A 26739-nucleotide genomic window follows, 5' to 3' on the forward strand; every position below is an offset into this window, starting at 1 on the left:
ATCTCGACGCCAAAGAGTCCCAAACCGCCGAGGACGTCCGTTATGCGCTTCGCTATGCGGTAAACCTCACGCTCGGCCTTCTCACTTATCTCAGCCGGCTGCCAGCTTGAGTGATAGTCCCCGTCGATCTGGTAGTGTCCGACAGGCTTCGGGAAGGTCGTAACTATCTCGCCGTTCTCGTCGTAGTGCCTCACGGCAAGCTCCGTTATCTCGACGTCGAAGTCGATGTGCTCCTCCACGATTATCCTGTCGGCGCTTCCCCTCGCCTTCTTCTTGGCCTCTTCCCAGGCCTTCGGGACGTCTTCCGGCCCCTTAACGAAGTAGGAGCCCTTGCCGGAGGAGCTCATTATGGCCTTGGTGTGGCAGGGGTAGCCTATCCTCTCGCAGGCATCGTATAGCTCGTCGAGAGTTTCCGCGTAGGCGTAGCGAGACGTTGGAACTTTGGCTTCCCTCGCGAGGGCTTCCCTCGTCCTCTCGCGGTGCATGGCAATCCAGGTCGCCTTCGCGTTGGGGATGACGAAGTAGCCGTCCTTCTCAAGCTCGAAGAGCGCATCGAGGTTTATCGCCTCTATCTCAGGGATTATCGCGTCGGGTTTTTCACGCCCAACCACGGAAAACAGGAAGTCGGCGTTTCTCATGTCACCAACATAAGAGCGGTGGGCAACCTGCATCGCCGGGGCGTTGGCGTAGCGGTCAACCGCTATCACCTCAACACCAAGGCGCTGGGCCTCAATCGCTATCTCCTTCCCCAGCTCGCCGCTCCCCAGGAGGAGGATTTTCTGGGCGGAGTCGGTCATGGCAGTTCCGAGTTCATCGCGGGGCCTTATCATGAGCACCACCTCATTTATTAACGTTAAAATGTTAAAAATTGCGAATATTTAAGCCTTTTTAAGCATAAATATGGCAAAGCTTTTAAGCTCTCTATGGAACTCCCACCGGTGATGCTCATGCTGACCTACGCTCAGGCCGGAGTCGATGACGAGAAAACCGCGAGGGCCCTCGGGGGAATCATAGGCCTTGCAAAGAAGACCTTCGAGTTCCGGAAGGGGAGAACGGGCGAACCCGCTGAAGACCTCGGCCACTACGCGGCGCTGATGGATTTCGGCGAATTCTACCTCGCCATGACAACGGATGGGGTCGGGACGAAGGTTTTGATAGCTGAAGCCGTTGGAAAGTTCGACACCATCGGTATAGACATGATAGCGATGAACGTGAACGACCTTCTCTGCGTTGGGGCCGAGCCGGTAGCTTTAGTTGACTACCTCGCCGTTAGGGAGCCCGACGAGGGGATTTTCGAAGAGATGGCCAGGGGACTCTACGAAGGTGCGAGGCAGGCCGGAATAGCGATAGTCGGGGGAGAAACCGCGGTGATGCCCGACCTGATAAACGGATTCGATTTAGCTGGAACGGCCATTGGCGTTGTTGAGAAGGAGAAGGTTATAACCGGCGAGAAAATCAGACCGGGAGATGTCGTTATTGGAATTTCAAGCTCGGGAATCCATTCGAACGGCCTGACCCTCGCTAGGAAGCTTTTAATTCCAAAGTACGGCCTCGACTACGAATACGGAGGGAGAAAGCTCTGGGAATGGCTTTTGGAGCCGACAAGGATTTATGTTAAGGCCGTTCTTGAACTTCTGGAGGGCGTCGAAGTCCACGGCCTGGCCCACATAACTGGCGGGGGCCTGACCAACCTCAAGCGCCTGACGGACTACGGCTTCTCCCTCCAGATGCCCCCTATCGAGGGAATATTCAAGCTGATCCACGAAAACGGCGTCCCCCTGGGGGAGATGTTCAGGGTCTTCAACATGGGCGTTGGCATGGTGGCCATAGTGCCGGCGGGGGAGAGGGAGGAAGCCTTGGAAATCCTGGGCAGGCATTTTGAGGCTTTTGAGCTTGGAGTGGTCACAGAGGAATCCGGAATAGTGGTGAAGAACTACGGGGTAAGGCTTTAAGCCCCACTCCCAAACTTTTCCCGGTGGTCGCATGGAGCTCACAATAAAAAAGAAGGCATTCCTTGAAAACCTGCCGAAGCTTGTGGAAAAGGCCGTAGGCGAATACGGAATCCGGCTGAGGAAAATAGTGATAGAGGAAGATGAGAAAGGCTGCTACACTGTCCTCATAACCTACGAGGCTAAGCCCCGGTGAGGCGCCTGTATAGCTCCTCGTAGGCGTTTATCAGGTCGCCCCTGTCGAAGCGGAAGACGTCCTTGTCGAGGCTCCTCCTCGTCTCAGCGTCCCAGAAGCGGCAGGTGTCCGGGCTTATCTCGTCGCCGAGGACTATCTCGCCCCTCCCGTTCTTTCCGAACTCCAGCTTGAAGTCGACCAGGATTATCCCGCGCTCGGCAAAGTACTTCCTCAGAATCTCGTTCACCCTGAGGGCCATGCGCTCCATCTCCCGTATCTCGCCCTCGCTTATCCCGAGAACCCTTGCATGGTGGTGGTTTATCATGGGATCGCCGAGACTGTCGTCCTTGTAGTAAAGCTCGACTATCGGCTCCGGCAGCTCGGCCCCCTCCTCAAGGGGAAGGCGCCTCTTCAGGCTCCCTGCAACGACGTTTCTAACCACGACCTCGACGGGGTACATCTTCAGGCGCTCGACGATGAGCCTGTTGTCGCCGGCGACCCCTATGAAGTGCGTCTTAACGCCCCTCTCTTCGAGAACCTTGAAGAGAACCGCGCTTATCTGGGCGTTGAGCCAGCCCTTGCCCTTAAATTGGCCCTTCTTTTTACCATCGAAGGCCGTGGCATCGTCCTTGAACTCCATAATGGCCTTTCCATCGTCGAGAGGGATAACCTTCTTGGCCTTACCTTCATAAACCTGCATGGACTTCACCATTTTTGTGTAAAATATTTCAGTATTTAAGGCTTATTTTAGCATGTGAATGTCAATCAATGGGCAAAGCTTTTAAACACGAAAAGGCTAAAGTATGGCGTCAGAGTTCACACTTATTGACATATTAAAGTCAAAAACTGGCGGGGTTCCTCATGAGGGAGAAGTGCGGCGTCTTCGCAGCTGTTGCCGAGAACGCCCCCAGGAAAGCCTACTACGCCCTCTTGGCTTTACAGCACAGGGGGCAGGAGAGCGCTGGGATAAGCGTCTGGAGGCACAGGATAAAAACGGTGGCCGGCCGGGGGCTCGTTTCGGAGGTCTTCAGGAACGGAGAGATAGCGAGGCTAAAATCCAGGATGGCAATAGCCCACGTCCGGTACTCGACCTCAGGCTCCCTCACGGAAACCCAGCCGCTGGAGACGGCCTGCTGCGGGAAAACCATCGCGGTGGCCCACAACGGAACCCTCACGAATTTCCTCCCCCTCAGGAGACACTACGAACGGCTGGGAGTTAAGTTCAGGCACTCGGTGGATTCCGAGCTTCTCGGCGTTTCCTTCCTCTGGCACCTCCACGAGACCGGGGACGAGTTCGAGGCCGTGCGGGAAGTTTTCAGCGAGGTGAAGGGAGCCTATTCCCTAGCTCTCCTCTTCGACGGGAAGATACTCGTGGCGAGGGACCCGGTCGGCTTCAGGCCGCTCAGCTACGGGACCGGGGACGGCCACTACTTCGCTTCCGAGGACTCTGCTTTAAGGCTCTTCGTCGACGAGTCTGAGGGAGAGAGAATAAGGGACGTTGAACCCGGAGAGGTCTTCCTGCTCGATGGAGAGTCTGTGGAGAGCAGGATTCTGGCCAGAGAGAGGCATCATCACTGCGTTTTTGAGTACATATACTTCGCCAGACCCGACAGCACCATCGACGGTGTCAACGTCTACTCGGCGAGGCTCAGAATGGGGCAGGAGATTGCGCGGGAAAGCCCGGCCAACGGAGACGTCGTCATAGCGGTGCCTGATTCCGGCAGAGCAGCTGCGCTCGGCTATTCCCAGGTCAGCGGCATCCCATACTCCGAGGGCCTCATAAAGAACCGCTACATAGGGAGAACCTTCATAACGCCCGGCCAGTTCTACCGCGAGCTGAAGGTGAAGCTCAAGCTCTCGCCTGTGAGGGAGGTAATCGGGGGGAAGAGCGTCGTTCTCGTTGATGATTCGATCGTCAGGGGCACGACCATGAGGAGAATCGTCGCGATGCTGAGGAAGGCCGGGGCGAGGGAGGTTCACGTCAGAATAGCCTCACCGCCGATAAAGCACCCCTGTTACATGGGGGTGGACATACCGACGAGACACGAACTCATAGCGGCATTTGGAAGCGTTGAGAAGGTGAGGGAAGCAATAGGGGCCGACAGTTTAGCATATCTCAGCGTCGAGGGGCTGAAAAGGGCCGTTGGGAGGAAGGGTCTCTGTCTGGCCTGCCTGACCGGGGAGTATCCGGAGTGGACATTCAGGTTTTAGCGTATCTCTCTTTCAGAGCTTTCACTACGTCTTCGCTGAAGTATACCCCTTTAGACTTGAGTTCATCGAGTAAATCATCCAAGTCGTCTTCAATGATGCCCTTCTTCCATGCGAGAAAAAGAACCGCAAGGCTTCCAGTTACGCTGAGCCCGAGCGACTTGGCTATTATGCGGGGGATCTTCTCATCGAGGAGAATCAGGTCTGCGTTCAATTCCTTGGCAAGGACTATCGCCTCGGCCTCCCCAATCTCAATTTCTCCCTGAAGAATTTCAACTCCAAGCCTGTCATTTACCTCAACAACCTCTATCCACTCAGCTGAACTCACCTCTTCCGAGCCGGGCTTCCCCTTTCCCCTCTCAACGACCTCCACCCAGACGGCTTTGGGTATGAAAACCTCCCCGAAGAGATCTCTGAGGACGCAGAGCTTTCCAACCTTGGCCAGCGCTATTAAAGGCCCAGAGTCTGAGACGACCCTCATAGCAACCTCTCCAGGGTTTCAATGTCCTCTGCAAGGTCTCTCCTTGTGTAGTTCAAAGGCACTCCTTTTGATGCCAGAACCTCCATCATCTCCCACTTGGTAAGCCCCGCTATCTCCGCGGCCTTCCCCAGACTGATCAACCCCTCCCTGTAAAGCTCCACGGCGAGATATATCCTCACCACCCTCGGGACTTCATCGGTATCAATCCTCAGGATCCTGGCCAGGTCGGAAGGGACGGTAACCGTTACATCCCCCATCATATCACCAATAAATACTCGGTTTCAAAAGATAAAAACTTAATCGACCTTCCTCACCCTCGCCGCGGAGAACTTGAGCTCCGGCGTTCCGGCTTTGTTCAGGGCCGGACTCGTTATTTTGTTCGCCTTGAAGTGGAAGGGAACCGCAACGACGCCCGGGGGAATACCGCCGAGCTTGGCCCTCATCCTGATCTTCCCGCGCCTCGTTTCGATCTCGACCCAGTCGCCGTCGTGGATTCCAAGCCTCTCGGCGTCGCTCCTGTTCATCAGCACCTTGGGCTCTCCCATCAGCCTCACCAGAGAGGGGCTCCTCAGTGTCATCTCGCCGGTGTTGTAGTGGCTTATCAGCCTGATGGTTGTGAGCACGAAGGGGTACTCGTAGTCCGGCCTCTCCCAGGGCTGCACCTGCTCCACTGCAATGAACCTTGCCTTCCCATCGGGGGTTGCGAACTCCCAGGTATGGAGTCTCTTCTTCGGAAGGAATATACCGTCACCAGCCTTTAGCTCGTCAACGCTCCTCTCCTCCAGCGAGGGGAAGAGGCGGAAGTATTCTGCCGTTATCTCCTCAACGCTCGAATAGTTGAACCCGGGCAGACCGAGGGCCCTGCCGAGCATTACCAGTATCTCCCAGTCGGGCTTGGAATCACCCATCGGCTCGCATACCCTGTGGCTCCACTGGATCCTTCTCTCACTGTTCATGTACGAGCCTTCCTTCTCGCAGAAGGCCGCTGCCGGAAGGATGTAGTGGGCGTACCGAGCCGTCCGGCTCATGAAAACGTCCTGAACGACTAGGAGGTCGAGCTTTCTGAGGGCATTCCTCACCCGGAGAAAGTCCGCCTCGCTCACGGCAGGGTTTTCTCCGACTATGTAGAGCGCTTTAACATCGTTGCTCTCTATCGCCTCCCAGAGCTCCGTGAGGTAGAGTCCGCGCTCCGTTGGCAGGTCTTCCACACCCCATATCTTAGCCACACGCTTCCTGAACCTCTCATCGGTCAGGGGGACGTAGCCCGGCAGGAACTCGCTCAGCGCCCCCATGTATGCCGCGCCCTGAACGTTGTTCTGACCGCGCATCGGGTAGAGGCCGCCTTTTTCGCCGATGTAGCCGAGGAGCAGGGCAAGGTCTATGACGGCCATGACGTTCTCAACGCCCGAAACGTGCTGGGTCAGGCCCATGCCCCACATTATCGCGCCGCTTCCTGCGAGGGCAAAGGTCCTCGCGACTTCCCTGATAGTTTCAGCAGGAATTCCAGTCACCTTCCCCGCGTATTCCGGAGTGTACTTCCTCACCGCCATCCTTACCTCTGAGAAGCCAACGGTTCTGGTCTTTATGAAGTCCCAATCGTAGAGCTCCTCCCGGATTATGACGTTCATCATGGCGTTCGCGAGGGCTATGTCAGTCCCCGGGCGGATGACAAGCCCGTAATCCGCGAAGGCCATAGTTCTGGTCTCCCTGACGTCAACGACGATTATCTTCGCTCCCTTCCTCTTCGCCCTCAGGATGTAGTCCATGACAACGGGGTGGGTCTCGGCCGGGTTGTAGCCCCAGATGAGTATGACCCCGAATCCCTCCAGGTCTTCGTAGGGGTTGGTCTGTGCTCCCGCCCCAACGGTCATCTTAAGGGCGTGGACGCTCGCCTCGTGGCAGAGACGAGCGCAGTTGTCTATGTTGTTGGTGCCGAAGAGGCGCGCAATCTTCTGGAGGAGGTAGTTCTCCTCGTTGCTGACCTTGGAGGAGGCTATAAACGCCACGGCATCTGGGCCGTAAATCTCGCGGATTTCGAGGAGTTTACCTGCTATCTCTTCGATGGCCTGCCCCCAGCTTATCGGCCTTGTCCTGGAGCCCTCACGCTTAAGGGGGCGCTTGAGCCTGTCTCTGGAGAGAACGAACTCCGTCGCGTGGAGACCCTTGGGGCAGAGCTTGCCCCGGTTCGGCTCGCCGCGGTGGGGTTTGACCTTCATCGTCCCGGGATCAACGAGAAGCCTGCAGCCAAAGCCGCAGTAGGGACACACGACCGTCCTGGGCTCGCTCACGCTACCACCTGTGAACATTTGGATGGCAAAAATAAAAAGCTTTCTGGCAAAAATTGATGAAAAAATGTTCAGATTATACCGCCTTCTCCAGGAAGTATTCGTGCACCCTCGTGTCCTCGGTCAGTTCCGGGTGGAACTCCAGTCCGATTACGTTGCCTGCCTCTACTCCAACGACCCTGTCTCCAAGCCACGCTATCGGCCTAACCCCGTCGCTTAAGATCTCGACTATCCTCGGGGCGCGGATGAAGACCCCCGGGAACGGCTCGTCGCTGAAGGCGAGCTTTATCGGCGCCTCGAAGCTGTCAACCTGTCTGCCGTAGGCGTTTCTGTTGACCTTAACGTCAAGGAGCCCAAGGAACCTCTGCCCCGGAGTGGCGCCCATTACCTCCTTCGAGAGCATTATCAAACCCGCACAGGTGCCCATTATCGGAACTCCTTCCTCGCCGAGCTTCCTGACCGGTTCAAGGAGACCGTTCTTCACCATGAGCCTCGATATCGTCGTGCTCTCGCCGCCGGGGATTATTATCGCAGAAATCCCATCAAGTTGCCCCGGCTTCCTGAGCCAGACGACCTCGCCGGTGACGCCGAGGTTTTCGAGAGCTCTCCTCGCGGCATCGATGTGCTCGCTCACATCACCCTGAAGGCCTACAACGCCCACCTTGACCACTCCAATCACCCCTGATGAAAATGTTAGAAAAGAGCTCAGACGCCTCTCTCCTCAAGGCGAACCTCCAGTTCTTCAATGTCCCTGCCGCGCATCGGCTCGCCGATTTCCCTGCTTATCTCCGCTAAAACGTCCGGCTCGTCCCAGTGGTTGACGGCTTCAACTATTGCCCTGGCCATCTTCTCGGGATCGGAGCTCTTAAAGATTCCAGAACCGACGAAGACGCCGTCCATACCCATCTGCATCATCAGGGCCGCATCTGCTGGGGTGGCAACTCCCCCGGCGGCAAAGTTGACGACAGGAAGACGGCCGAGCTTTTTGATTTCCAGCAGGATCTTGTAAAGCCCTTCGACTATCTCGCCGTAGGTGTAGTGGCCGTAAACCGGCTCGTTTTCGAGCATCTGCTTGGGAATCCCGCTGATGTCCTTTATGCTGGAGGTCAGCCTCAGATAGGGCTCGGCGAATCTCTCAGCTATTATATAGACCTGCTCGTCCGTCATCCTCTGGAGGAGTCGTATGTTGTCGGCGACGAGGCGGACGTGCCTGACGGCCTCAACTATGTTGCCGGTTCCGGCCTCGCCCTTGGTTCTGATCATGGCCGAGCCTTCCCAGATCCTCCTCACGGCCTCGCCGAGGTTTCTGGCTCCGCAGACGAAGGGGACGGTGAACTCCCTCTTGTCTATGTGGAAGTACGGGTCGGCGGGTGTCAGGACCTCGCTCTCGTCTATCATGTCGACGCCGAGGGCCTCAAGGATTCTGGCCTCGGCCACGTGGCCGATCCTTACCTTTGCCATGACCGGGATCGTCACCGCCTCCATTATCTCCTGGATCTTCTCAACGGGGGCCATTCTGGCAACACCGCCGGCCCTTCTTATGTCCGCTGGAACCATGTGGAGCGCCATGACAGAAACTGCACCGGCTTCCTCAGCAATCCTCGCCTGCTCGGCGTTGGTGACGTCCATTATCACTCCGCCCTTGACCATCCTCGCGAAGCCCCTCTTGAGCCTGTCCGTACCCTTGGCCTCTATAACGTCGAGCCTTCCCATGGTCACCACCATTTCAAGTTATTACTTGCAATATTATTCAAGAAAAAACTTGAATATAAAGCTTGCCGCGGAAAGCCCCGCAAGTTTCAGAAAAAGTGCCGAAAAAGGGTGGAAACGGTAAAAGAAGTTTCGTTCAGACCTTTCCAATTATCTCAAGGCTCACGTCGAAGTTCCTGACGGAGTGCGTTAGGTAGCCGAGGCTTATGACGTCGACCCCGAGCTTCGCGTAATCGGCTATGTTCTCTGGTGTTATCCCGCCGGAGACCTCGATTTTCACCCTATCGCGGAGGCCTTCGCGCTTCAGGGCCTCAATGGTCTCCGCTATCTCCTCCGGGCTCATGTTGTCGAGCATAACCACGTCGGCACCGGCTCTGGCAGCTCTAAGGGCGTCCTCAAGGGTCTCGACCTCGACCTCAACGACCTTGTAAACGCTGAAGGCTTTGGCGCGCCTTATCGCTTCCTCCAGCGGAACCAGGGCAAGGTGGTTGTCCTTTATTAGTATCGCGTCGCTGAGGGAAAAGCGGTGGGGCTCGCCGCCGCCGATGATGATTGCCCTCTTGTCTATAGGCTTGAGGAGGGTCTTTCTGGTTCCAGCAACCCTTACCCTGGGGTTGACCGCTCTGACCTTCTCGACCAGCTTTCTGACCTCGGTGGCGATGCCGCTCATCCTGCCCATAACGTTCAAAGCCGTCCTCTCGACTAGGAGGATCGAGCGGGCGCTGCCTTCGAGTTCGAGGATAACATCTCCTTTCCCGACCTCCTCACCGTCGCGCTTCTTAACATCAACCTTAACCCCGAAGTGCTCGAATAGGGCTTTGGCTTCCTCAACACCAGCTATGATTCCGTCCTGCTTCGCAATGATCACTGCCCTGGCCTTCGTTCCTTCAGGTATGACCGCCTCGCTCGTGACATCGCCGAAGGGGGCGTCCTCCTCAATGAACCTGAGCAGATAGGAAAGGGGAGTCATAGGTTTCCCTCCATACTTAACAAAAACTGCGGAATCTTCCCCTTCAACTCAACACCTCAGCTCATCTCAAGCATCCTCTCTATCGCCTTCCTGGCCTTCCCGGCTATCCCTTCGGGTACCTCAACCTCGTACTTCATGTCCCTGAGCGACTCGTATATGTGGTTGAGCGTTATGGCCTTCATTCCTATGCAGACGGCGTCCTCCTTGGCCGGGTGGAACTTGACCTCCGGATAGAGCTTCTGGAGCCTGTAAACCATCTCGTGCTCCGTGAAGACGACCCACTCGTTCCACTCCTTCGCGCGCCTTATCATCCCGCCTGTGGATACTATTATGTCCGCTTTCTCCTGCACCTCTGGCTCACACTCAGGGTGAACCATCAGCCTGGCGTTGGGGTAGAGCCTCCTGGCGCGCTCGACGTCCTCAAGGGTGAACTGCCTGTGAACGTAGCAGTGCCCGTACTCGGGGACGGGGATGACCTTCTTTCCGGTCTGCTTCGCCACGTAGTTCGCCAGGTTCTTATCGGGCCCGAAGATTATGACGTCGGAATCGAGCTTCTCGACTATCTTGACCGCGTTGGCTGAAGTCACAGTCACATCGGCGTAGGCCTTGGTCTCGGCGGTGGTGTTTACGTAGAGAACCACCGGGGCATCGGGGTACTGCTCCTTGGCCTTGAGGATGTGCTCGACCTTCAGCATGTTGGCCATGGCACAGGTGGCCCTTTTACTCGGAAGCAGGACGGTCTTCTCGGGATTGAGGATTTTAGCCGTTTCCGCCATGAAGTCAACGCCCGCGAAGACTATGACGTCGGCATCAACGCTCACCGCCTTTCTCGCAAGCTCAAGGCTGTCACCGAGGAAGTCGGCTATGTCCTGGATTTCAGGCAGCTGGTAGTTGTGGGCCATGATTATAGCGTTGCGCTCCTCCTTCAGGCGTTCAATTTCCCTCACGAGCTCCTCCATCTTCATGGTCTCACCCCGTTGGGGGAAAGTAGAAGAAAGGGATTAAAATGATTTTGGACACCGTTGGTTAGAGCCTGCACCTTCCGTCGAAAAAGCTTGGCCTCTCGAATCCCTTTCTCATGACCGGGAAGTCCTCGCGGTAATGGCTCCCCCTGCTCTCCTCCCTGGCGAGGGCACACTCCAGGACTCCCCTCGCGAGCAGCTTTAACCTCGGGTCTGCCTCGATTCCCTCAAGCTCCCTGAGGCCCCCTTTAAGGGTCTTCGCGCTCCTAACGATTCCGGCGTGATTCCACAGGAGCTCCCTCAGCGAGTCAACGTCCCCGGCATCGTAGCCGTGATATGCCGGCTCCCTCACCTCCCCCCGCCTCGGCCCATCCCTCGCTATGGTCCTTGCGACCTCAAGGCCGGAAACGAGGCACTCAAGGAGGGAGTTGCTGGCGAGTCTGTTCGCCCCGTGGAAGCCGTTGCTCATTGCTTCGCCCACAGCGTAAAGGTTCCTGATTGCCGTCCTGTACCAGAGGTCAACCGCTACCCCGCCGATGGTGTAGTGGGCTATTGGCGAGACAGGGATTAAGTCTTTAGCCGGATCGATGCCGTCCTTCCTCAGGAAAGCGTATATCTGAGGGAAGCGCCTCTTGAAGTCATCTATACCCGTTGCATCAAGGAAGACCCTTTTACCTGCCTTCATCTGGCGGTAGATAGCCCTCGCGACGATGTCCCTCGTGGAGAGCTCGTTGACAAAGCGTTCGCCGTCTTCTGTCACCAGCTTTGCGCCGGCACCCCGGACGGCCTCGCTGACGAGGAAAACACCGTTTTTCCCGATGTAGCCTGTCGGGTGGAACTGGACGAACTCCAGATCCCTCGCGGGAGCACCCTTCATTATGGCGTCGCCTATTAGGGTGCCGAGGTTGAGGGACGAACCGGCGGTATACTTGAAGAGCGAGGCAAAGCCGCCCGTGGCTATAACGGTGGCATCGAAGGTAAGGAGCTCTCCGTTGAGGAAGACCCCATAAGACTTCCCCTCTCTCACCGCAAGCTCCTCGGCAGTGCCATCGACGAAGTTGACCCCGGCTTCCCTGGCGGCCATGTAGAGAACCTTCATCATGTGCTTCCCAGTCTCGTTCCTTATCGTGAAAACCCTGTGGAAGGAGTGGCCACCCTCGGTCTCGTTGGTCTCGAACTCCAGGCCTATTGAAAGGAGGAACTCGTGGGCCTCGCTCGCCTTCGAGATTACGCTCCACACGACCTCCTCGTCATTGAGGTACTTGCCGGCCCTGATGGTGTCGAGAACGTGAGCCCCGGGAGAATCGCCGTCGAGAATGGGAAAGGCCACCCCCGCCTGGGCGAGATAGGAGTTGGTATCCTTTATTCCCCCACCGATGACCGTCACGTCGAAGCCCCGTCTCGCAAGGGCTATTGCGGCGGTTAGTCCCGCGGCACCGCTTCCGATGATTCCAACGCTGGTCATAGCTCTCCCCAGGCTGGACTGGGAGAAACGCCTTATAAGGTTTTCAAAAAGAGGGGAGGGAATCACTTCCCGACCGGATAGTTCGGCGCCTCGTTGGTGATGAAGATATCGTGCGGGTGGCTTTCCCTGACGCCTGCCTGGGTTATGATCACGAACTCGCCCTTCTCCTTGAGTTCGGCTATGCTTGAGGCCCCAACGTAGCCCATCCCCGAGCGTAGCCCTCCAACGAGCTGGTAGAGAACGTCGCCAACGCTTCCCTTGTAGGGAACGACACCCTCGACCCCCTCCGGGACGAACTTGCGAGTCTTCATGTGGCCCTTCTGGTAGTAGCGCTCCGCTCCGCCCTTCATCATGGCACCGAGGGAGCCCATACCGCGGTACTGCTTGTACCTCCTCCCGTTTATGACGACCTCCTTGCCCGGTGCCTCCTTGGTTCCGGCCAGGAGGGAGCCGAGCATGACGGCATCGGCTCCAGCCGCGAGTGCCTTGACGATATCGCCAGAATAGCGGATTCCTCCGTCGGCTATGACGTGAAGCCCGTATTCGCTGGCCCTGTCAGCCACCATCGCTATGGCCGTGACCTGGGGGACACCGACACCCGCCACGACGCGCGTGGTGCATATGCTCCCCGGCCCTATTCCAACTTTTACCGCGTCTGCAAAGGTGAGGTCGTCGACCGCTTTGGGGTTGGCTATGTTTCCGACTATGAGATCCGCGTCCACGGCATTTCTTATCTCCTTCATGGCCTTTATGGCCTTGAGGTTGTGGGCGTGGGCGGTGTCGACCACTATGACGTCAGCCCCGGCCCTGTCGAGGGCTTTGGCGCGCTCGATATCGAAGGGACCCACAGCCGCGGCAACGAGCAGGTCACCGTTCCCGTCGCGGACGGCGTTGCGGTACTTCTTCCTCATCATGAGGTCGCTCATCGTGATTATCCCCACGAGGCGGCCGTTCTCATCGACCACCGGGAGGCGGGCTATCCTGTTGGCCACCATTATGTCCAGCGCCTCCTCGACGGAAACGTCCTCACCGACGGTTATCACGTCGCCGGTCATGACGTCTTTAACCAGGTGCCCCTCTTTGGCGGCAATGTCCTTCTTGGTAACGATGCCGGCTATCCTCCCGTCCTCACCAACAACAGGAAGGCCGTCGATGTCGTTCCTCTCCATGAGGAAGAGCGCGTAGTCGAGGGTCTCCTCTGAGCCTATCGTTATGACGTCCTCGACTATGAAGCGCTCGGCGCGCTTGACCTTCCTGACCATCTCGGCCTGCTCCTCGATGCTCATGTTCCTGTGGATCACTCCAAGGCCGCCCTCCCTGGCCATGGCGACGGCCATCTCCCACTCGGTGACTGTGTCCATGGCGGCACTCAGGATAGGGATGTTAAGTCTCACGTTAGGAGTTATTCTGGTTGAGACGTCCACGTCCTTAGGCTCGATCTCGGTCGCCTGCGGTATCAGAAGAACGTCGTCAAAGGTGTACCCCCTAATTGCATTAACAAGTTTATGTTCAAATTTTCCCATTTTTGTCCGACCTCCACGTCCTTTTTAACATGAACCTGGTAGGGGTTTTTAAGGGTTTCCCGGGAATAACCTGGAACTTTTTTCGGAGCGGTCTCAAAAACTTCGAACTTCCGGGCGTGTTCATCCAGGTTTTACAAACGTAAAGCTTTTAAAGGGGGAGGTGTGCCCCCCTGCGGTGATGCCCATGAACCTTGCAAAAGCACTCGCCCACCTGGCCCCCATAGCCATAGTGGTGGCACTCCTCATGATCGCCTGATGATAATTCATCGTTCGGTTTCATTGTTTGACGCTCATTCAAAATTTTGCCCCTTTCTTTCTTTATCCTGACAAAATGACGGAGAAAGACAGAAAAAATTAAAATAACATAACGCACCCCTTAACAGTGGTGATGCCAATGGAGGCCGCTATAAGGTTAGATGCAAGGGGGGAGGGCCAAACCCTCCGCTGAGAACGCTGTAAGCTTTGGTTTTGATGAGCTGCTGTATGAAATCCTGAAGGAAGGTCTCTTCTGGGCCGCCCTCGGTCGGCCGTCGGAGGTCATGCCGTTTCTGAGGGGCAAGCTCTTGAGCAACGGCATCGGTGTGGAAAGTGGGCGCAGGGAATACCTGGAGTACCTGCTTGACGACCTGGAAAGGTTCTACAAGAGGGTCTCATGGAGCGACGAGATTGACGAGCGGCACTGGAGGGCGTTAAAGTCCTTCCACAGGGACATAGTCTCGGTGGTTTCTTCTGAGAGGGCTTAGCTTTTTAACCCCTCTTCCCTAATCCCTTCGGGATGATGAGGGAAGTTTCGTCCGAGCGGTGAGGAGACTCGCATGGGCTGACCACCCTCACTTTAGGTCTTTTTCAGTGAGGGCTTTAATGCCGGTCTTCTCGCAGAACTTCAGGGCCCGCTCCGTGAAGCCCGCCCTTGAGAAGAAAAACATGGCCGCATCCCCAAACTCGGAACGAACCATATCGTAGAACTTTTTGACATCGCTGTAAGATGCCGGCCTGCCTCTCCACTTTACTTCAAGAACGTGGGGCCGATCCAGGAACGCAACCCCATCGAACTCAACGTCTCCCCTGCGGTAGGGCCTGAAATCGAGGCCCATAACTCTCCGGATCCTCTCCCTCACCCACGCCTCTCCCGTGAGGCCAAGCTCGGTTTTTGCCCGGAGGAACTTCTCCCTTAGCTCTTCAATAAGTTCTTCGCGCAGCTTTTCCCTCCTCAGTTCCAGCTCGTTGATGCCGAGGTAAGTCTTGGCGAGCCAGAAGCGCATAAGCTTGTCGGTGAAGTAGTACCTCTCTCCCTCCCTGGTTATCAGGTCCGTCCTGAGGAGAAACTTCATGTAGTTGGAAACCTCTCCGCTGGGCTTCCCCAGGCGTTTTGCTATCTCGGAAAGCCTCAATCCCTCCTCCCTCGCGAGTATGAGCAGTATCTCGCGGTGCACCGCCCCCCTGTATGCCCTCGAAAGGGACTCGTTGAAGACGTAGTCCAGATGGGTGTATATATCGCCGCTCTCCGTCAGGAGCTCCGTGAGGAACGCGTACTCCACATCCTTTCTTCTGACCCTTTCAACTCCTTCCTCCATCAGCCTTCTGACTATGGCATAGATGTAGAACGGATGGCCACCCGTCAGGGTGTAGACCGCCTCAAGGGCAGAGTTTGTTACATGGAGTTTACGGGTGCTAAGGAGACCTCTCGCCAGCTCAACCGCGTCTTCTTTCGGCAGACCCGAGAGGTATATCCTCCTGAACTGGCCAAAGAATGGTTCGTCTGACGAGAGGATATCCTCCATAATCCTGATGGCGGAACCTGAGATAAAATAGGCCACCATTTTTTCCTTCTCGGTGGTTGCCCTCATCACCTCCAGGAACCGTGGAAAGTTCCTGGTTTCCTGGAACTCGTCAAGGATGAAGATCGCGAACTCGTCGAGGCTCTTCAGGATGTTTTCCTGAACCTCGAAGAGAACTTCCAATCCCCCGGCTTTAATCGCCTTCACCTCTTCCTCGACGCCGAGTTTGGCAGAGAGTATCAGAAGGTCATCCCAGTCCACAAGCTGGTGTTTTCTGATCTCCTCCCCCTTGGACTTTCCCAGCTCGTATAGTAGCTCTCTGGTGTAGGCGAAGATGAACGACGAGATGTTCCCAACCCTCTGAAGGTTCAGGTAAGGGATAACTCCCCTCGTTTCTTCCTTGAACTTCAGCAAAAGCTCCGTCTTACCTATCCGCCTCGGGCCAATAATGGCGATGTTTACCTTCGAGCCCGCTTTCAATGACTCGTACGCAGAGCGAAGAATCCCCAGCTCCTTTCTTCTGTCCATGAACATGATGATCACCATTACAGTTTTATGCATAAAACTATAATGCATTATTTTTTTATGCATTTTGGTGCCGGGGCACCTAACCCTTTTTAAGGCCCCGTTTCGTTCCCGAACCGGGAGGAAGGATGGAAGAAGAGAAGCTCTTAATGTTCATCGCTCACCTCAGGGAACTCGTCGAGCTCGAGCGGAAGGCAGAGATAGAGGCGATGAGGTTAGAGATGAAAAGGCTGAGCGGACGCGAGAGGGAGAAGGTCGGGAGGGCCGTTCTCGGCCTCAACGGGAAGGTCGTCGGAGAGGAGCTGGGCTACTTCCTGGTGAAATACGGCCGCGATAGGGAGATAAAGACCGAGATAAGCGTCGGCGATCTTGTGGTTGTAAGCAGGAGAGACCCTCTGAAGAGCGACCTGGTTGGAACGGTGGTGGAGAAAGGGAAGCGGTTCGTGACGGTCGCCCTTGAAACCGTCCCCGAATGGGCGTTAAAGGGAGTCCGCATCGACCTCTACGCCAACGACATAACCTTCAAGCGCTGGCTGGAGAACCTGAACAACCTTCGGGAAAGCGGAAGGAAAGCGCTGGAGTTCTACCTCGGCCTCCGCGAGCCAGAGAAGGGGCAACCCGTTGATTTCACGCCCTTTGATACCGGCCTCAACGCGAGCCAGAGGGAAGCTGTGGCGAAGGCCCTTGGCAGTCCAGACTTCTTCCTGATTCACGGCCCCTTCGGCACCGGGAAGACGAGAACCCTGGCGGAGTTAATACGGCAGGAGGTCGAGCGCGGAAACAAGGTTCTGGCAACGGCCGAGAGCAACGTTGCCGTTGACAACCTCGTGGAGCGTTTGGTGAATTCCGGTCTAAGGGTTGTCCGCGTCGGCCACCCGAGCAGGGTCTCAAAAGCACTGCACGAGACAACCCTAGCTTACCTCATAACCCGGCACGAGCTCTACGGCGAGCTGAGGGAGCTCCGCGTAATCGGCCAGAACCTGAAGGAGAAGCGCGACACGTTCACGAGGCCAGCACCGAAGTACCGGAGGGGCCTGAGCGACCGTGAGATTTTGCGGCTGGCCTCGAAGGGAATAGGCGTTAGGGGTGTTCCGGCCAGGCTGATCCGGGAGATGGCGGAGTGGATTAAAATCAACCGGCAGGTTCAGAAGGCCTTCGACGATGCCAGAAAGCTTGAAGAGAGGATAGCCAGGGAGATAATAAGGGAAGCGGACGTGGTTCTAACGACAAACGCCTCGGCCGGCCTTGAGGTCGTTGATTACGTCCCCTATGACGTTGCCATAATAGACGAGGCCACCCAGGCAACGATACCAAGCGTGCTGATTCCAATAAACCGGGCGAAGCGCTTCGTCCTTGCAGGAGACCACAAACAGCTGCCTCCGACTATACTCAGTGAGAAGGCGAAGGAGCTGAGTAAGACACTCTTCGAGGGCCTGATAGAGCGCTACCCAGAAAAGAGCGCCATGCTCACCGTCCAGTACAGGATGAACGAGCGCCTTATGGAGTTCCCGAGCGGGGAGTTCTACGGGGGAAGGGTCAGGGCTGATGAGAGCGTCAGGATGATAACCCTCGCCGACCTCGGGGTTAAAAGCCCAGCGCGGGACGGCTTATGGGGCGAAGTCCTCAGGCCGGAGAACGTGCTGGTCTTCATAGACACCTCGGGGAGAGAAGACCGCTCCGAGAGGCAGCGCTATGGAAGCGAGAGCAGGGAGAACCCATTGGAGGCAGGACTCGTTAAGGAGACGGTTGAGAGGCTCCTCAAGATGGGCGTTAAGCCGGAGTGGATAGGTGTGATAACCCCCTACGACGACCAGAGGGACTTGATAAGCTCGCTCCTGCCGGAGGAGGTCGAGGTCAAAACCGTGGACGGCTACCAGGGCAGGGAGAAGGAGGTAATCGTTCTCTCCTTCGTTCGCTCCAACAGGAAGGGTGAACTCGGCTTCCTGAAGGATTTGAGGCGCCTGAACGTCTCACTGACGAGGGCTAAGAGGAAGCTGATTCTGATAGGTGACTCATCGACTCTAAGTGCCCACCCAACTTATAAACGGCTGGTGGAGTTTGTGGGTGAGAAGGAGACTGTTGTTGAGGCCAATAAGCTGGGAGTATCTTTTTAAGGGATACCCCCGAAACATGTTTCGGGGGTCGGCATGAGTTACTGGTTTTCTCCACGTCCACGGGAGAAAGTGGAAGAATTGTTCGGAAGGGATGTCGAAGTCAGAAGACTAATCAACGCCCTTGAATCAAACAGTTGGGTCGCGGTTTTGGGTCCGAGAATGGCTGGGAAGACAAGTCTCGCGATTGCATCCTCTACGGAGTTCGCCAAGAAACATGGCTATTCCACCGTTTATATAGATTTGAGGAACTCAACAACACTTCGAGAAGCCACTGAAAGGATACTTCGCAATCTGCCGCGGGGAGTTATCAAAAAGCTTGGGGCTTACCTCTCATCAATTACGATTAAGGGCCTTGAAATCAGGCTGAAACCTAGTGCCTCAGCATCGGGAGCACTTGAGGAAGCACTCAGAAGTCTAAAGAGAACTGTCATCATCCTTGACGAGGTACAGAAAGTCAGAGAAGGATTGCCCCAGTTTCTCAGTGCACTATCAGTTGCATTCAATGAGAACCCGGAACTGTTGATAGTCTTTTCAGGCTCATATGCTGGACTAGTGAAGAAACTTTTCTCTCAAACGTATTCCGAGGGGCTGTACGCACGGCAACCGATTGAGATAACACTGAACCCATGGGAACGAGACGTCGCGGAGGAGTTTCTAAGAAAAGGACTCGATGAGTGTGGAGTAAAAATATCGGAGAAAGAACTTGAGGACATCCTGTGGGAACTCGGAACTCTGCCGGGCTGGCTCAGTTCTTATGGCTTAAGGCGCTGTCTAGGAGATGAGCACGTGAAAGCCCTTAACAGGGTCAATGAGAGCGCTGTAAAAGAGGCCAAACGCGAACTTGAGAACCTACTTGAGGGAAGGTCCCCAAATGCCCCAATGGTTATAAAGCTACTCTCATACGGGGCAACCTGGAGCGAGCTGGAAAGAACGGGCATTTCAAAGAGGGCACTTCACACCCTCTTAGATGCACTAATAAACGACCTTTACGTCGTCTCAAAATCCGCAATTGGAAATCGGGTTGTATACAGGTTTACAGAGCCATCTTACCGGAAGGCGGCACTGTTAGTAGGTCAGAGGTGATACCATGTTCCTCTACACCAAAAACTTCGACGAGCAGAAGGCCAGGGCGATGGCAGGCCTTAGGAAGGCACTGGAAGAGGGCAAGGTGGACGGGGACATAATCCCCCTGCTCGATAAAATCAACTCGCTTGAGAACTACTTTACCACCTCCTCATGCTCGGGCAGGATTTCGGTCATGGAGATGCCGGACTTCGGCGACAAGGTCAATTCCGTCTGGCTCGGCAAGTGGCACAGGGAAGTTTCCGTCGAGGAAGTCCTTGAAGCCATTGGGAGGCACGAGAAGGGCCAGCTCTGGTTCCTCGTGAGGAGTCCGATTCTTCACGTCGGCGCGCGAACCATGGAGGATGCGGTTAGATTGCTCAACCTCACCATCGGACTGGGCTTCAAGTACTCGAACATTAAAAGCGTGAGCCACAAGAAGCTCCTCGTTGAGATACGCTCCACCGAGAGAATGGACGTTCCGCTCGGCGAGGGCGGAGAGCTCTGGATCGATGAAGAGTACGTCGAGAGGATCGTCGACCTCGCCAATGCACAGGTGAGAAGGTTCAAGGGGAAGCTGAAGAGGCTGGAGGAAGAAATGAAAGGCATTTAATTGGAAGCTACGGAATCATATTCAGATACGCCCACCTCAGTAAGAATAATAAAAATATTACTCCCAAGAACTTTACAAGATTCCTGTTGTCTTTTCCAAGTTCACTAGGGGAATCCGCAAACAGATAAGTCATTAGCGTAACTGAGACCAATAACAGGCCAAGTAACAGGTACGAAGTAAGGAGATCTAAGGAGTTAAGCCTCTTTTCAATTAGAGTTAATCCAGAAAATAATAACAAACCCAAAAGTCCCCAAAATGTTTTCATGTTTTTCACCCCCTAGTTTTTCTTCTAATCCATACCCTGAGAGGAAGCGTTAGAAAGCTCACAATTAGAGGAAACATCACCACAGTCACGAGGGGAAAATTTGAGTTTGAGTCCATCCACCACCACCCGTATAAAAAGAACAAAAAGACAAATATTGGGAATGTTCGCAGAAGTTCCTCTTGGAGAATCTTCTCCACTTTTTTTCACCCCCTACTAACATAAAAAGTTTTAAAGTTAAAAGCCTAGTGCACACTTAACTGCACATACTGCCGTACCCAAACCTAAACATGCAGCACATGCGGCCACTGTATAGGGATTGGGCGCCAAAAGTGCAATATAGCATGGCCCAGCCAAGCACGCATTTACTACGTCTCCAACTATAGGGAGGGCACTTTCAAGAAGACATAGCACCACACATCTCCAAAAACTTTCATCCCCATCAGTTACCGTTGTCATGCCCACAGCTTTCCCCTGGTTGTATTCTGGCAACTTTAGTCTCACCAAGTGAGAGAGGTGTCTTAACTCGTAGGCACTCCTGCCCCAGACCCAGTTCGTCTCGTCACCCCTGCGAAGCTTCATAAGAACCTTATTCAGAGTCCAGTAGTACTCCGAAAGGGTGAGATTGTCAGCGGTAATAATCGTGTCACCAACAGGAACGACTTTATCCTCATCATTTGGAGCAATGTTCATTCCAGTAAGGAAAACCCTGTACTCTCCAGTTTCAGGATCCGTGAATATCCTCGTGACGAGGGTAAAGTTGTACTGGCTCCTCTCAGCTTTATACACCAGAGCGTACATCGTGTAATTAAAAGTCTCGTTGTAAATTGTTATTCCAAAGAACAACAACTGCTCGTGCTTTTCGGTCATGTTGTAAAGCGTGACCACTGAAACGTTAAGGTTTGCAGTCAAGTTCGAAGCGCAGGAACTTGAATCCTGGCAGGCACAAGAGGAGTTAGTCAAGTTCGCGAAGTCTATGGTTTGATTAATCCAAGTGACGTTGAGCTGGAGTTGTCCCTTCTCATCGTACCAAGCAACCACAGCCCTGCGGAAGGTTACGCTGGAGCTGTTAGCGGTCATCGCCATGGCCTGTGGAGCCGCAATCAACTGAAGACTCAACAGCATGGCAACGAGGAAAACCCCGAAAGCAGTCTTCCTCCACTTCATGGCCACCACCTGACCAGTTGGTCACCTTAAGTATCACAAGAAACTATATAAACTTTTCCTTTTACAAGTTGGATTTAATAACGTTTTTTTTTCCGCAGGATTTTCAATTTCCAACCGTATCAAAACGACGAGGATGAAACGAAAGAAGCCAGAGTAAAAGAGCGAACAAAAGAACACAAAAGAGCGCCAATGCCGTTCCCGATCAAAAGTAAAGAAACATCCCTCGGAGCATCATACAGGATGGAATCTAAAGTTTGAACAATTCCCAGAGGATGAAGAGCATAGCCACTGCAAGTGAAAGCAGAACAATCGCGAGAATTTTCCTCTCAATCCTGCGCGAGAGATAAACCCCCAGAAAGCCGAAGAGAGTGTTTAAGATTGAGAGAATCAAAAACCCCTCGGCGTTCCTAACCACGGCATTGAACATTCTCAGAACGTCTTCCGGGTAGTTTTTGGTTGAAACGTAAGAGGAAACGGCCCAGATAACGGGAATCGCGAGTGTGGTGGCGAGGGATGTTTTACCAATGCCCTCAAAGACGTACTCTGCTCTTCTACTCTTGAGAAAGTACAACGGGAGAGCTACAATCCACACTGCCATTGTGGCGAAGACTGGATACATCACCACCATAAGAAAAGCCAGGCCAACGAACGCCAGTATGGCAAGGAAAACATCGTGAAACCCCAGGAGAGACGTACTGAAAATTCCCCAGAGAATGAGGTGATGGGCTATGCATTCCTGCACGTCGTACTTCAGGTAGCCTGAATCCCACGGCTCATCCCAGTGCTCCTCAAGAATCTCGTCAATTCGCTTGATGTCACTTTTCCTGTATCCATGCTTCTCTAGAATGCGGGCGAGGAAGAAGACCATTGAAGCTACCATAAGGACAAAAAGAAGGATTGTACTAAGAACCCATTCACGGGTTATGACGCCGAGTTTCACCCAGGCGAAGCCAAACAGTATCGCGAAGAGCACCACAGGAAAAACGAAGATCTTAAGAATAATTTTTCTCCTCCTCATTGAGACCACCAGGGCTTTTTGTTAAATTGGAAAAATAAAAATCTTTCAAGACTACGAAGAGTGCAGTTCGATAAATACGTCCACCAACAGGGGAACAAGTAACACAGCGATGAACAGCAGTATTAAAAGACCGAGCCTTCTCCTCCGAGGCAGGATAAAAATTCCGATAAGGCCGTACAGAGCGTTCAGAGCAGAGAGCAACAGAAGGTTCTTATATAGGCCCCCGTTTACGTAGAATTTTAGGAGAGAGTGGAATGCCCTAATTTCTGAGGCCCCAGGATGTGAGAGTATAAACCCTAAAAGGACCAGAGAGCCCCCAGAAACCAGCGAAATCAGCAGAACTTCCTTGAAGATATACGAAAGCCGTTTCCCGGTTAGAATCTCGTAGAGCAGGAAGGGTACTTCCATAATCGGTATCAGCATGGAGACCATCAACGGAAGGGCGACCACTACAAAGATTACAGCAAAGCTAACGGTAAAAATTATTCCTTTTTTAGGCCCTAATTCAAGAACCCAGGTGCTGAAGGCACCCCAAAGTGCAACAATTGTGAAGATTTCCCTCATTGAACCGCCAATGATTTTTGGATCGGCTTCATCAAGGACTCTGGGCAGCTCTCTAAGCCCAACTTGGGAATAACCAGCTTTTCTCAACAATCTTTTAACAAACAGGATGACGAGGGCCAGCGTGATGAAGAAAGAAACTATCGTCGTGATCAACCAGGAAGCGTTGAAATTCTCCCTCCCAACGTCACCAAATGGACGGATGTAGCCCAAACTCCACATAATCACCCACATCGCCAGAGGAGCAAGGACGGCCTCCACCAACAAACGCCTCGCCGATTTCATTTTAGATCCCCTCTTGCCTCAAAGTCGTAGATTGTAAAAAATTTAACAAAGATTAATTAAAGTACATGGTCCTCGATATATGGCAATATGGCATCACAGAGTTGGGGACAAAATATAGGAGCTAAAACTGCCCCACAAGCATCTGCACAAACGCTTCCCAATATTCCACATCTACTCGCACAAAGTCTCTTTAGTATCGCTGAACATCCAGCAGAGCAGCTTCCTCCTTTTGCAATGCTAGACCAGAAGTCCTCACCGCACATAGAGGCACAGAGACCCGAACATATAAAGCTTCCCGCGAAGCATATAATCGAGAGCACTCCTCCACTACTCCCTGCTGCGGCTATACAGGCAAGGGTAAAAAGTCCAGTACATGACAAGTCACAGAGGTGAACGCACGCTGAGTAATCATCAATGACTATAGTATACCCCAACTTTGCCTCTCCATTGTACTCGGGAAGCTTAAGCTTCACCAAGTGCGAGAGGTGCCTCAGCTCGTAAGCGCTACTGCCCCAAATCCAGCTCGTCTCGTCACCCCTGCGAAGCTTCATAAGAATCTTGTTCAGAGTCCAGTAGTAATCTGAAAGCGTGAGATTACCAAGCACCAGTACAGTATCCCCAACAGGAACTGCCTTGTTCTTATCATCAGGAGCGATGTTCATTCCAGTAACAAAAGCTGTGTACTTTCCAGTCTTTGGGTCAGTTAAGATTTTAGTGATTAGCGTAAAATTATACTGACTCCTCTCGGCTCTATAAACAAGGTTGTATATGGTGTAGTTAAAGGTGGCATTGTAAGCAGTAACCTTGACGAACAACAACTGTTCATGATCCCTTGTCATGTTGTACAGAGTGGTTATCGAAACATTAACGTGAGCGCTCGTATTAAAAGCACCACAAGAACTGGCGTTCTGGCAAGCGCAGGGAGAATGCGTCAAATTAGTGAAGTTTAATGTTGCATTCACCCACGTGACGTTCATCTGAAGCTTACCATTCTCATCGTACCAAGCAACGACTGCCCTCCTAAAGGTTATGCTGGCGTTGTTAGTGCTCATTGCCATGGCCTGTGGAGCGGCAATCAACTGCAGGCTCAGCACCATAAAGACCAGAAACACGCCGAACGTCGCCTTTCTCCAGTTCATGGCCACCACCTGACCAGTTAGTCGGGAAAAACAGACAATCGTCATATATAAATTTTCCTTTTATAAGTTGGATTAAACAACGTTTTTCTTTTTTGTTATAGTTTACAATTTTCAACTGTATCAAAAAGACGAGAACGAGACGAAAGAAGGGTGAGTAAAAGAGCGAACAAAAGAACACAAGTAATCAATAATGACAACTTTTGAGCTTTTCCAGACAATTTTTGTGATTCGACTCATAAAAAATTAGTACGGCATCTATTACTATCATTTTCTATCCTCCCCAATATACCGTTCTCATAGACGGCCTCAATTTCCTCCATCTGTTCCACCACGAAACACTTTGGCGTTTGGTCTACAAAAACTTACCCCCTTAAGTCCCCTAAACCTGACCTGGAAAAGAAGGCCAGCAAAAACTCAAGAAGGCCGTTACGTAAAAACTCTCCCGATCACTGGTTCCTCCTCCCTGCGGAGATGTCCCAAAATAATAAAGCATCAAAGCTGAAGGGGCAGTTTTACGTAGTCCAAAACGCTTCCCCTGGCCTTCCTTATCTCGACATGCTCGACGAGATCCTTGAACTGGCCCCCCGCAAGGCCGTCCGCTATTATCGCGCTCCCCTGGGCGGCTTCCTTAGCCCTGCCCTCAAGACCCCTCTGCTTGACGACGGGAAGTCCAAAGCGCTCCTCGAAGAGGTCTTCCACGTCCTTTCTGAGCTCGTCTATGCGCATCAGCCTGCCGGAGAGAATTATCTCCTTAGCGTTGCCCACAACGGCCAGCTCGCTCGCAACGGCCTTTAAGAAGCCGTCCTTCATGGCCTCCCAAGCCTTTGCGAACGGTTCTTCGTCGAGCCTCTTGGCAAACTCCTCCGGCGGGAGTATCTCGTTGGCGGCTATTACCGTAGCTCCGCCCCAGAAGAGGTGCCACTTCTTTACCCCTCCCATGAGGTAGGCAACTTCGCCGTCGAGGGCACCGCTGTTCACGTAGGCCGGACCGGGGAAAATGGTTCCGCCGATGCCGTCAACGATTTTTCCACCTTTAACCGCTCCGGCGTAGTTGTAGCCGAAACCTACCTCAAGGAGGACGAATGAAACTTCACTGTACTCGATTCCAAGCCTCTTCGCCTGGTCGTAGATACCGAGCACTGTTATCGCCATCTTGTCGGCCGTTCCCATGTCAACCTTGTTGTACTTTCTCCACTCAGGCACCGTCGGGAGGTGGATGACGCCAGGGATAAACCAGACATTCATGCCCTTCTCAGCCATCTCGCTTACCATCTTTTGTAACCCGATGAGGACAGGGATTTCTTTCATCTCCTCCTCTCTCACGAGCGTCATCTCGAAGCGGTCCCTGTCTGTCAGCTCGCTTATGTGCTTCAGCGGGACTCCGTAGCCTGAGGGCCCGATTATAAGATCGGCATTGAAGTCCTCAATGGCCTTGACAATCTTTTCAGGTGCCTCCGCGACCACTTCACTCGGGAAGGTAAGGTCAAGCTTTATCCTCCCGTCTTCAAGTCCTATAACGTCGAAGCTCTTCGTTCCGGGATCGACGCCTATGACCCTCATGGAAAACACCCTTGAGGTTTATCCCCAGTTGAGAATGGAAGGTTCTTTAAAAAGGCTTGCCATCAGGGGAGCCCAGCCAAAAGTCGGGAGAACAGAAAAGGTAGGAGAGCTAAAGCTCAAAGCCTTCAGTCAAGGTCGCTACCGAAGTCCTCGCTTCCGCCCTTGCTCTCCTTGTCCTTCTCAAGCTTGCTGGCGGCAATGACGTCGTCGATCCTGAGGATCATTATGGCAGCCTCGCTGGCGCTCTTGATGGCCTGCTTGGTGACCCTGACCGGCGCTATGACGCCGCGCTCCATCATGTCGGCCGGCTCACCCTCGAAGACGTCGACGCCGACCGTCGGGCCCTTCTCCTTGTGGGCGGCGATGACCTTCACGAGGGTCTCTATCGGGTCGAGACCGGCGTTCTCAGCGAGGGTCCTCGGGATGACCTTGAGGGCCTCGGCGAAGGCCTCGATGGCAAGCTGCTCCTTGCCGCCGACCTCCTTGGCGTACTCGTCGAGCCTGATGGCGAGCTCGATCTCAGGAGCACCGCCTGCTGCCAGTATCTTGCCGTCCTCGACGATGTCCTTGACGACCTTGACAGCATCTTCGAGCGCCCTCTCGACCTCGTCGACGACGTGCTCGGTGCCGCCGCGGATGAGTATGGTGACGGCCTTCGGGTTCTTGCAGCCCTCAACGAAGATCATGTTTTCACCGGCGACCTTCCTCTGCTCGACGAGCTCGGCCTCACCGAGGTCTTCGCTGGTGAGGTCGCGGACGTTGGTGACGATCTTGGCTCCGGTGGCCTTGGCGAGCTTCTCCATGTCGCTCTTCTTGACGCGCCTGACGGCGAGGATACCGTACTTGGCCAGGTAGTGCTGGGCGAGGTCGTCGATACCCTTCTGGACGAAGACGACGTTGGCTCCGACCTCCTTAATCTTGTCGACC

Annotated in this window: 27 protein-coding genes; 7 read left to right on the forward strand and 20 right to left on the reverse strand. The window is 54.1% G+C overall.

What is annotated here, in order from left to right; translation table 11 throughout:
- A partial coding sequence (gene purT, locus F7C11_RS00975; protein WP_297090101.1) for a formate-dependent phosphoribosylglycinamide formyltransferase occupies positions 1-830 on the reverse strand: 830 nt, incomplete at its 3' end.
- Between the two features lie 117 nt (positions 831-947).
- Here purT and purM point away from each other — a divergent pair.
- Together purM and F7C11_RS00985 are read left to right on the forward strand one after the other, a co-directional pair.
- Positions 948-1952: a phosphoribosylformylglycinamidine cyclo-ligase gene (purM, locus tag F7C11_RS00980; protein WP_297090103.1), complete on the forward strand. Its 1005-nt coding sequence runs from the start codon at positions 948-950 to the stop codon at positions 1950-1952.
- A gap of 31 nt (positions 1953-1983) precedes the next feature.
- Positions 1984-2145: a hypothetical protein gene (locus F7C11_RS00985; protein WP_297090063.1), complete on the forward strand. Its 162-nt coding sequence runs from the start codon at positions 1984-1986 to the stop codon at positions 2143-2145.
- On the opposite strand, the gene purC is transcribed toward F7C11_RS00985, so the two are convergent.
- Positions 2132-2824 (reverse strand): phosphoribosylaminoimidazolesuccinocarboxamide synthase, encoded by a 693-nt coding sequence (gene purC / locus F7C11_RS00990; protein WP_297090105.1) that lies wholly within the window; start codon positions 2822-2824, stop codon positions 2132-2134. The two genes, F7C11_RS00985 and purC, sit on opposite strands and share 14 nt — an antisense overlap.
- 161 nt (positions 2825-2985) lie before the next feature.
- Between purC and purF the strand changes: the two genes are divergently transcribed.
- A complete protein-coding gene (gene purF / locus F7C11_RS00995; RefSeq protein ID WP_297090064.1) occupies positions 2986-4335 on the forward strand; it encodes an amidophosphoribosyltransferase in 1350 nt (449 codons plus the stop codon).
- Here purF and F7C11_RS01000 read toward each other — a convergent pair.
- From F7C11_RS01000 to guaB, 9 genes are all read right to left on the reverse strand, one after another.
- Positions 4325-4813 carry a DUF3368 domain-containing protein gene (locus tag F7C11_RS01000; RefSeq protein WP_297090066.1) on the reverse strand — a complete coding sequence of 163 codons (489 nt, stop codon included), beginning with the start codon at positions 4811-4813 and terminating at the stop codon, positions 4325-4327. The two genes, purF and F7C11_RS01000, sit on opposite strands and share 11 nt — an antisense overlap.
- Positions 4810-5070, reverse strand: coding sequence for a UPF0175 family protein (locus tag F7C11_RS01005; protein WP_297090068.1), 261 nt, complete (start codon positions 5068-5070; stop codon positions 4810-4812). Before F7C11_RS01005 ends, F7C11_RS01000 begins: the two co-directional genes overlap by 4 nt.
- Positions 5071-5109: 39 nt before the next feature.
- The gene (gene fdhF, locus F7C11_RS01010) at positions 5110-7119 is read right to left on the reverse strand and encodes a formate dehydrogenase subunit alpha (RefSeq protein WP_297090070.1); all 2010 of its coding nucleotides are present in this window, start codon (positions 7117-7119) and stop codon (positions 5110-5112) included.
- A 55-nt stretch (positions 7120-7174) separates the two neighbouring features.
- Positions 7175-7768 carry a pyridoxal 5'-phosphate synthase glutaminase subunit PdxT gene (gene pdxT, locus F7C11_RS01015; RefSeq protein WP_297090071.1) on the reverse strand — a complete coding sequence of 198 codons (594 nt, stop codon included), beginning with the start codon at positions 7766-7768 and terminating at the stop codon, positions 7175-7177.
- A gap of 35 nt (positions 7769-7803) precedes the next feature.
- Complete coding sequence (gene pdxS, locus F7C11_RS01020) at positions 7804-8811, reverse strand: pyridoxal 5'-phosphate synthase lyase subunit PdxS (protein WP_297090107.1); 1008 nt, start codon at positions 8809-8811, stop codon at positions 7804-7806.
- A 133-nt stretch (positions 8812-8944) separates the two neighbouring features.
- The gene (gene nadC / locus F7C11_RS01025) at positions 8945-9778 is read right to left on the reverse strand and encodes a carboxylating nicotinate-nucleotide diphosphorylase (RefSeq protein WP_297090073.1); all 834 of its coding nucleotides are present in this window, start codon (positions 9776-9778) and stop codon (positions 8945-8947) included.
- Between the two features lie 56 nt (positions 9779-9834).
- Positions 9835-10743: a quinolinate synthase NadA gene (gene nadA, locus F7C11_RS01030; RefSeq protein ID WP_297090076.1), complete on the reverse strand. Its 909-nt coding sequence runs from the start codon at positions 10741-10743 to the stop codon at positions 9835-9837.
- Positions 10744-10804: 61 nt separating this feature from the next.
- Positions 10805-12205, reverse strand: a complete 1401-nt coding sequence (locus tag F7C11_RS01035; RefSeq protein WP_297090078.1) for an L-aspartate oxidase — start codon at positions 12203-12205, stop codon at positions 10805-10807.
- A gap of 62 nt (positions 12206-12267) precedes the next feature.
- Positions 12268-13728: an IMP dehydrogenase gene (gene guaB / locus F7C11_RS01040; RefSeq protein ID WP_297090080.1), complete on the reverse strand. Its 1461-nt coding sequence runs from the start codon at positions 13726-13728 to the stop codon at positions 12268-12270.
- Positions 13729-14144: 416 nt separating this feature from the next.
- On the opposite strand from guaB, the gene F7C11_RS01045 reads away from it, so the two are divergent.
- A complete protein-coding gene (locus tag F7C11_RS01045) occupies positions 14145-14471 on the forward strand; it encodes a hypothetical protein (RefSeq protein WP_297090081.1) in 327 nt (108 codons plus the stop codon).
- 87 nt (positions 14472-14558) lie between these two features.
- Here the strand turns inward: F7C11_RS01045 and F7C11_RS01050 are convergent, their stop codons facing one another.
- A complete protein-coding gene (locus tag F7C11_RS01050) occupies positions 14559-16040 on the reverse strand; it encodes an ATP-binding protein (protein WP_297090083.1) in 1482 nt (493 codons plus the stop codon).
- Between the two features lie 119 nt (positions 16041-16159).
- On the opposite strand from F7C11_RS01050, the gene F7C11_RS01055 reads away from it, so the two are divergent.
- Genes F7C11_RS01055 through F7C11_RS01065 form a run of 3 tightly spaced genes read left to right on the forward strand, consistent with a single transcriptional unit; the run spans position 16160 to position 19820 of the window.
- Positions 16160-18145: an IGHMBP2 family helicase gene (locus F7C11_RS01055; RefSeq protein ID WP_297090084.1), complete on the forward strand. Its 1986-nt coding sequence runs from the start codon at positions 16160-16162 to the stop codon at positions 18143-18145.
- Positions 18146-18178: 33 nt separating this feature from the next.
- Positions 18179-19228, forward strand: coding sequence for an ATP-binding protein (locus F7C11_RS01060; protein WP_297090086.1), 1050 nt, complete (start codon positions 18179-18181; stop codon positions 19226-19228).
- A 4-nt stretch (positions 19229-19232) separates the two neighbouring features.
- Positions 19233-19820: a hypothetical protein gene (locus F7C11_RS01065; RefSeq protein WP_297090088.1), complete on the forward strand. Its 588-nt coding sequence runs from the start codon at positions 19233-19235 to the stop codon at positions 19818-19820.
- Positions 19821-19827: 7 nt separating this feature from the next.
- Here the strand turns inward: F7C11_RS01065 and F7C11_RS01070 are convergent, their stop codons facing one another.
- The 8 genes from F7C11_RS01070 to thsB form a co-directional block, all read right to left on the reverse strand.
- Positions 19828-20094, reverse strand: a complete 267-nt coding sequence (locus F7C11_RS01070; protein ID WP_167894398.1) for a hypothetical protein — start codon at positions 20092-20094, stop codon at positions 19828-19830.
- Positions 20091-20282, reverse strand: coding sequence for a hypothetical protein (locus F7C11_RS01075; RefSeq protein WP_297090092.1), 192 nt, complete (start codon positions 20280-20282; stop codon positions 20091-20093). Before F7C11_RS01075 ends, F7C11_RS01070 begins: the two co-directional genes overlap by 4 nt.
- A gap of 37 nt (positions 20283-20319) precedes the next feature.
- Entirely contained in the window at positions 20320-21249 is a 930-nt protein-coding gene (locus tag F7C11_RS01080; RefSeq protein ID WP_297090093.1) for a hypothetical protein, read from the reverse strand.
- A 247-nt stretch (positions 21250-21496) separates the two neighbouring features.
- Positions 21497-22267 (reverse strand): hypothetical protein, encoded by a 771-nt coding sequence (locus tag F7C11_RS01085; RefSeq protein WP_297090109.1) that lies wholly within the window; start codon positions 22265-22267, stop codon positions 21497-21499.
- 51 nt (positions 22268-22318) lie between these two features.
- Positions 22319-23113 carry a hypothetical protein gene (locus tag F7C11_RS01090; RefSeq protein ID WP_297090094.1) on the reverse strand — a complete coding sequence of 265 codons (795 nt, stop codon included), beginning with the start codon at positions 23111-23113 and terminating at the stop codon, positions 22319-22321.
- Positions 23114-23169: 56 nt separating this feature from the next.
- A complete protein-coding gene (locus F7C11_RS01095) occupies positions 23170-24252 on the reverse strand; it encodes a hypothetical protein (protein ID WP_297090096.1) in 1083 nt (360 codons plus the stop codon).
- Positions 24253-24744: 492 nt separating this feature from the next.
- A complete protein-coding gene (locus F7C11_RS01100; RefSeq protein WP_297090097.1) occupies positions 24745-25812 on the reverse strand; it encodes a DUF1464 family protein in 1068 nt (355 codons plus the stop codon).
- A gap of 125 nt (positions 25813-25937) precedes the next feature.
- On the reverse strand, positions 25938-26739 hold an 802-nt coding region (gene thsB / locus F7C11_RS01105), incomplete at its 5' end, for a thermosome subunit beta (protein WP_297090099.1).

Origin of the sequence: Thermococcus sp. (genome assembly GCF_015521605.1) — an archaeon.
Lineage (GTDB): Archaea > Methanobacteriota_B > Thermococci > Thermococcales > Thermococcaceae > Thermococcus.

Bases quoted from the DNA above. Each gene is read 5' to 3' on its own strand.
- pdxS (WP_297090107.1), bottom strand. From the start codon at position 8,811: ATGGGAAGGCTCGACGTTATAGAGGCCAAGGGTACGGACAGGCTCAAG.
- F7C11_RS01045 (WP_297090081.1), top strand. From the start codon at position 14,145: ATGCAAGGGGGGAGGGCCAAACCCTCCGCTGAGAACGCTGTAAGCTTT.
- nadA (WP_297090076.1), bottom strand. From the start codon at position 10,743: ATGAAGATGGAGGAGCTCGTGAGGGAAATTGAACGCCTGAAGGAGGAG.
- nadC (WP_297090073.1), bottom strand. From the start codon at position 9,778: ATGACTCCCCTTTCCTATCTGCTCAGGTTCATTGAGGAGGACGCCCCC.
- purM (WP_297090103.1), top strand. From the start codon at position 948: ATGCTGACCTACGCTCAGGCCGGAGTCGATGACGAGAAAACCGCGAGG.
- F7C11_RS01050 (WP_297090083.1), bottom strand. From the start codon at position 16,040: ATGTTCATGGACAGAAGAAAGGAGCTGGGGATTCTTCGCTCTGCGTAC.
- F7C11_RS01055 (WP_297090084.1), top strand. From the start codon at position 16,160: ATGGAAGAAGAGAAGCTCTTAATGTTCATCGCTCACCTCAGGGAACTC.
- F7C11_RS01095 (WP_297090096.1), bottom strand. From the start codon at position 24,252: ATGAACTGGAGAAAGGCGACGTTCGGCGTGTTTCTGGTCTTTATGGTG.
- F7C11_RS01080 (WP_297090093.1), bottom strand. From the start codon at position 21,249: ATGAAGTGGAGGAAGACTGCTTTCGGGGTTTTCCTCGTTGCCATGCTG.
- F7C11_RS01065 (WP_297090088.1), top strand. From the start codon at position 19,233: ATGTTCCTCTACACCAAAAACTTCGACGAGCAGAAGGCCAGGGCGATG.
- F7C11_RS01035 (WP_297090078.1), bottom strand. From the start codon at position 12,205: ATGACCAGCGTTGGAATCATCGGAAGCGGTGCCGCGGGACTAACCGCC.
- fdhF (WP_297090070.1), bottom strand. From the start codon at position 7,119: ATGTTCACAGGTGGTAGCGTGAGCGAGCCCAGGACGGTCGTGTGTCCC.
- F7C11_RS01005 (WP_297090068.1), bottom strand. From the start codon at position 5,070: ATGGGGGATGTAACGGTTACCGTCCCTTCCGACCTGGCCAGGATCCTG.
- F7C11_RS01100 (WP_297090097.1), bottom strand. From the start codon at position 25,812: ATGAGGGTCATAGGCGTCGATCCCGGAACGAAGAGCTTCGACGTTATA.
- purF (WP_297090064.1), top strand. From the start codon at position 2,986: ATGAGGGAGAAGTGCGGCGTCTTCGCAGCTGTTGCCGAGAACGCCCCC.
- purC (WP_297090105.1), bottom strand. From the start codon at position 2,824: ATGCAGGTTTATGAAGGTAAGGCCAAGAAGGTTATCCCTCTCGACGAT.
- guaB (WP_297090080.1), bottom strand. From the start codon at position 13,728: ATGGGAAAATTTGAACATAAACTTGTTAATGCAATTAGGGGGTACACC.
- F7C11_RS01085 (WP_297090109.1), bottom strand. From the start codon at position 22,267: ATGAGGAGGAGAAAAATTATTCTTAAGATCTTCGTTTTTCCTGTGGTG.
- F7C11_RS01090 (WP_297090094.1), bottom strand. From the start codon at position 23,113: ATGAAATCGGCGAGGCGTTTGTTGGTGGAGGCCGTCCTTGCTCCTCTG.
- F7C11_RS01060 (WP_297090086.1), top strand. From the start codon at position 18,179: ATGAGTTACTGGTTTTCTCCACGTCCACGGGAGAAAGTGGAAGAATTG.
- F7C11_RS00985 (WP_297090063.1), top strand. From the start codon at position 1,984: ATGGAGCTCACAATAAAAAAGAAGGCATTCCTTGAAAACCTGCCGAAG.
- F7C11_RS01000 (WP_297090066.1), bottom strand. From the start codon at position 4,813: ATGAGGGTCGTCTCAGACTCTGGGCCTTTAATAGCGCTGGCCAAGGTT.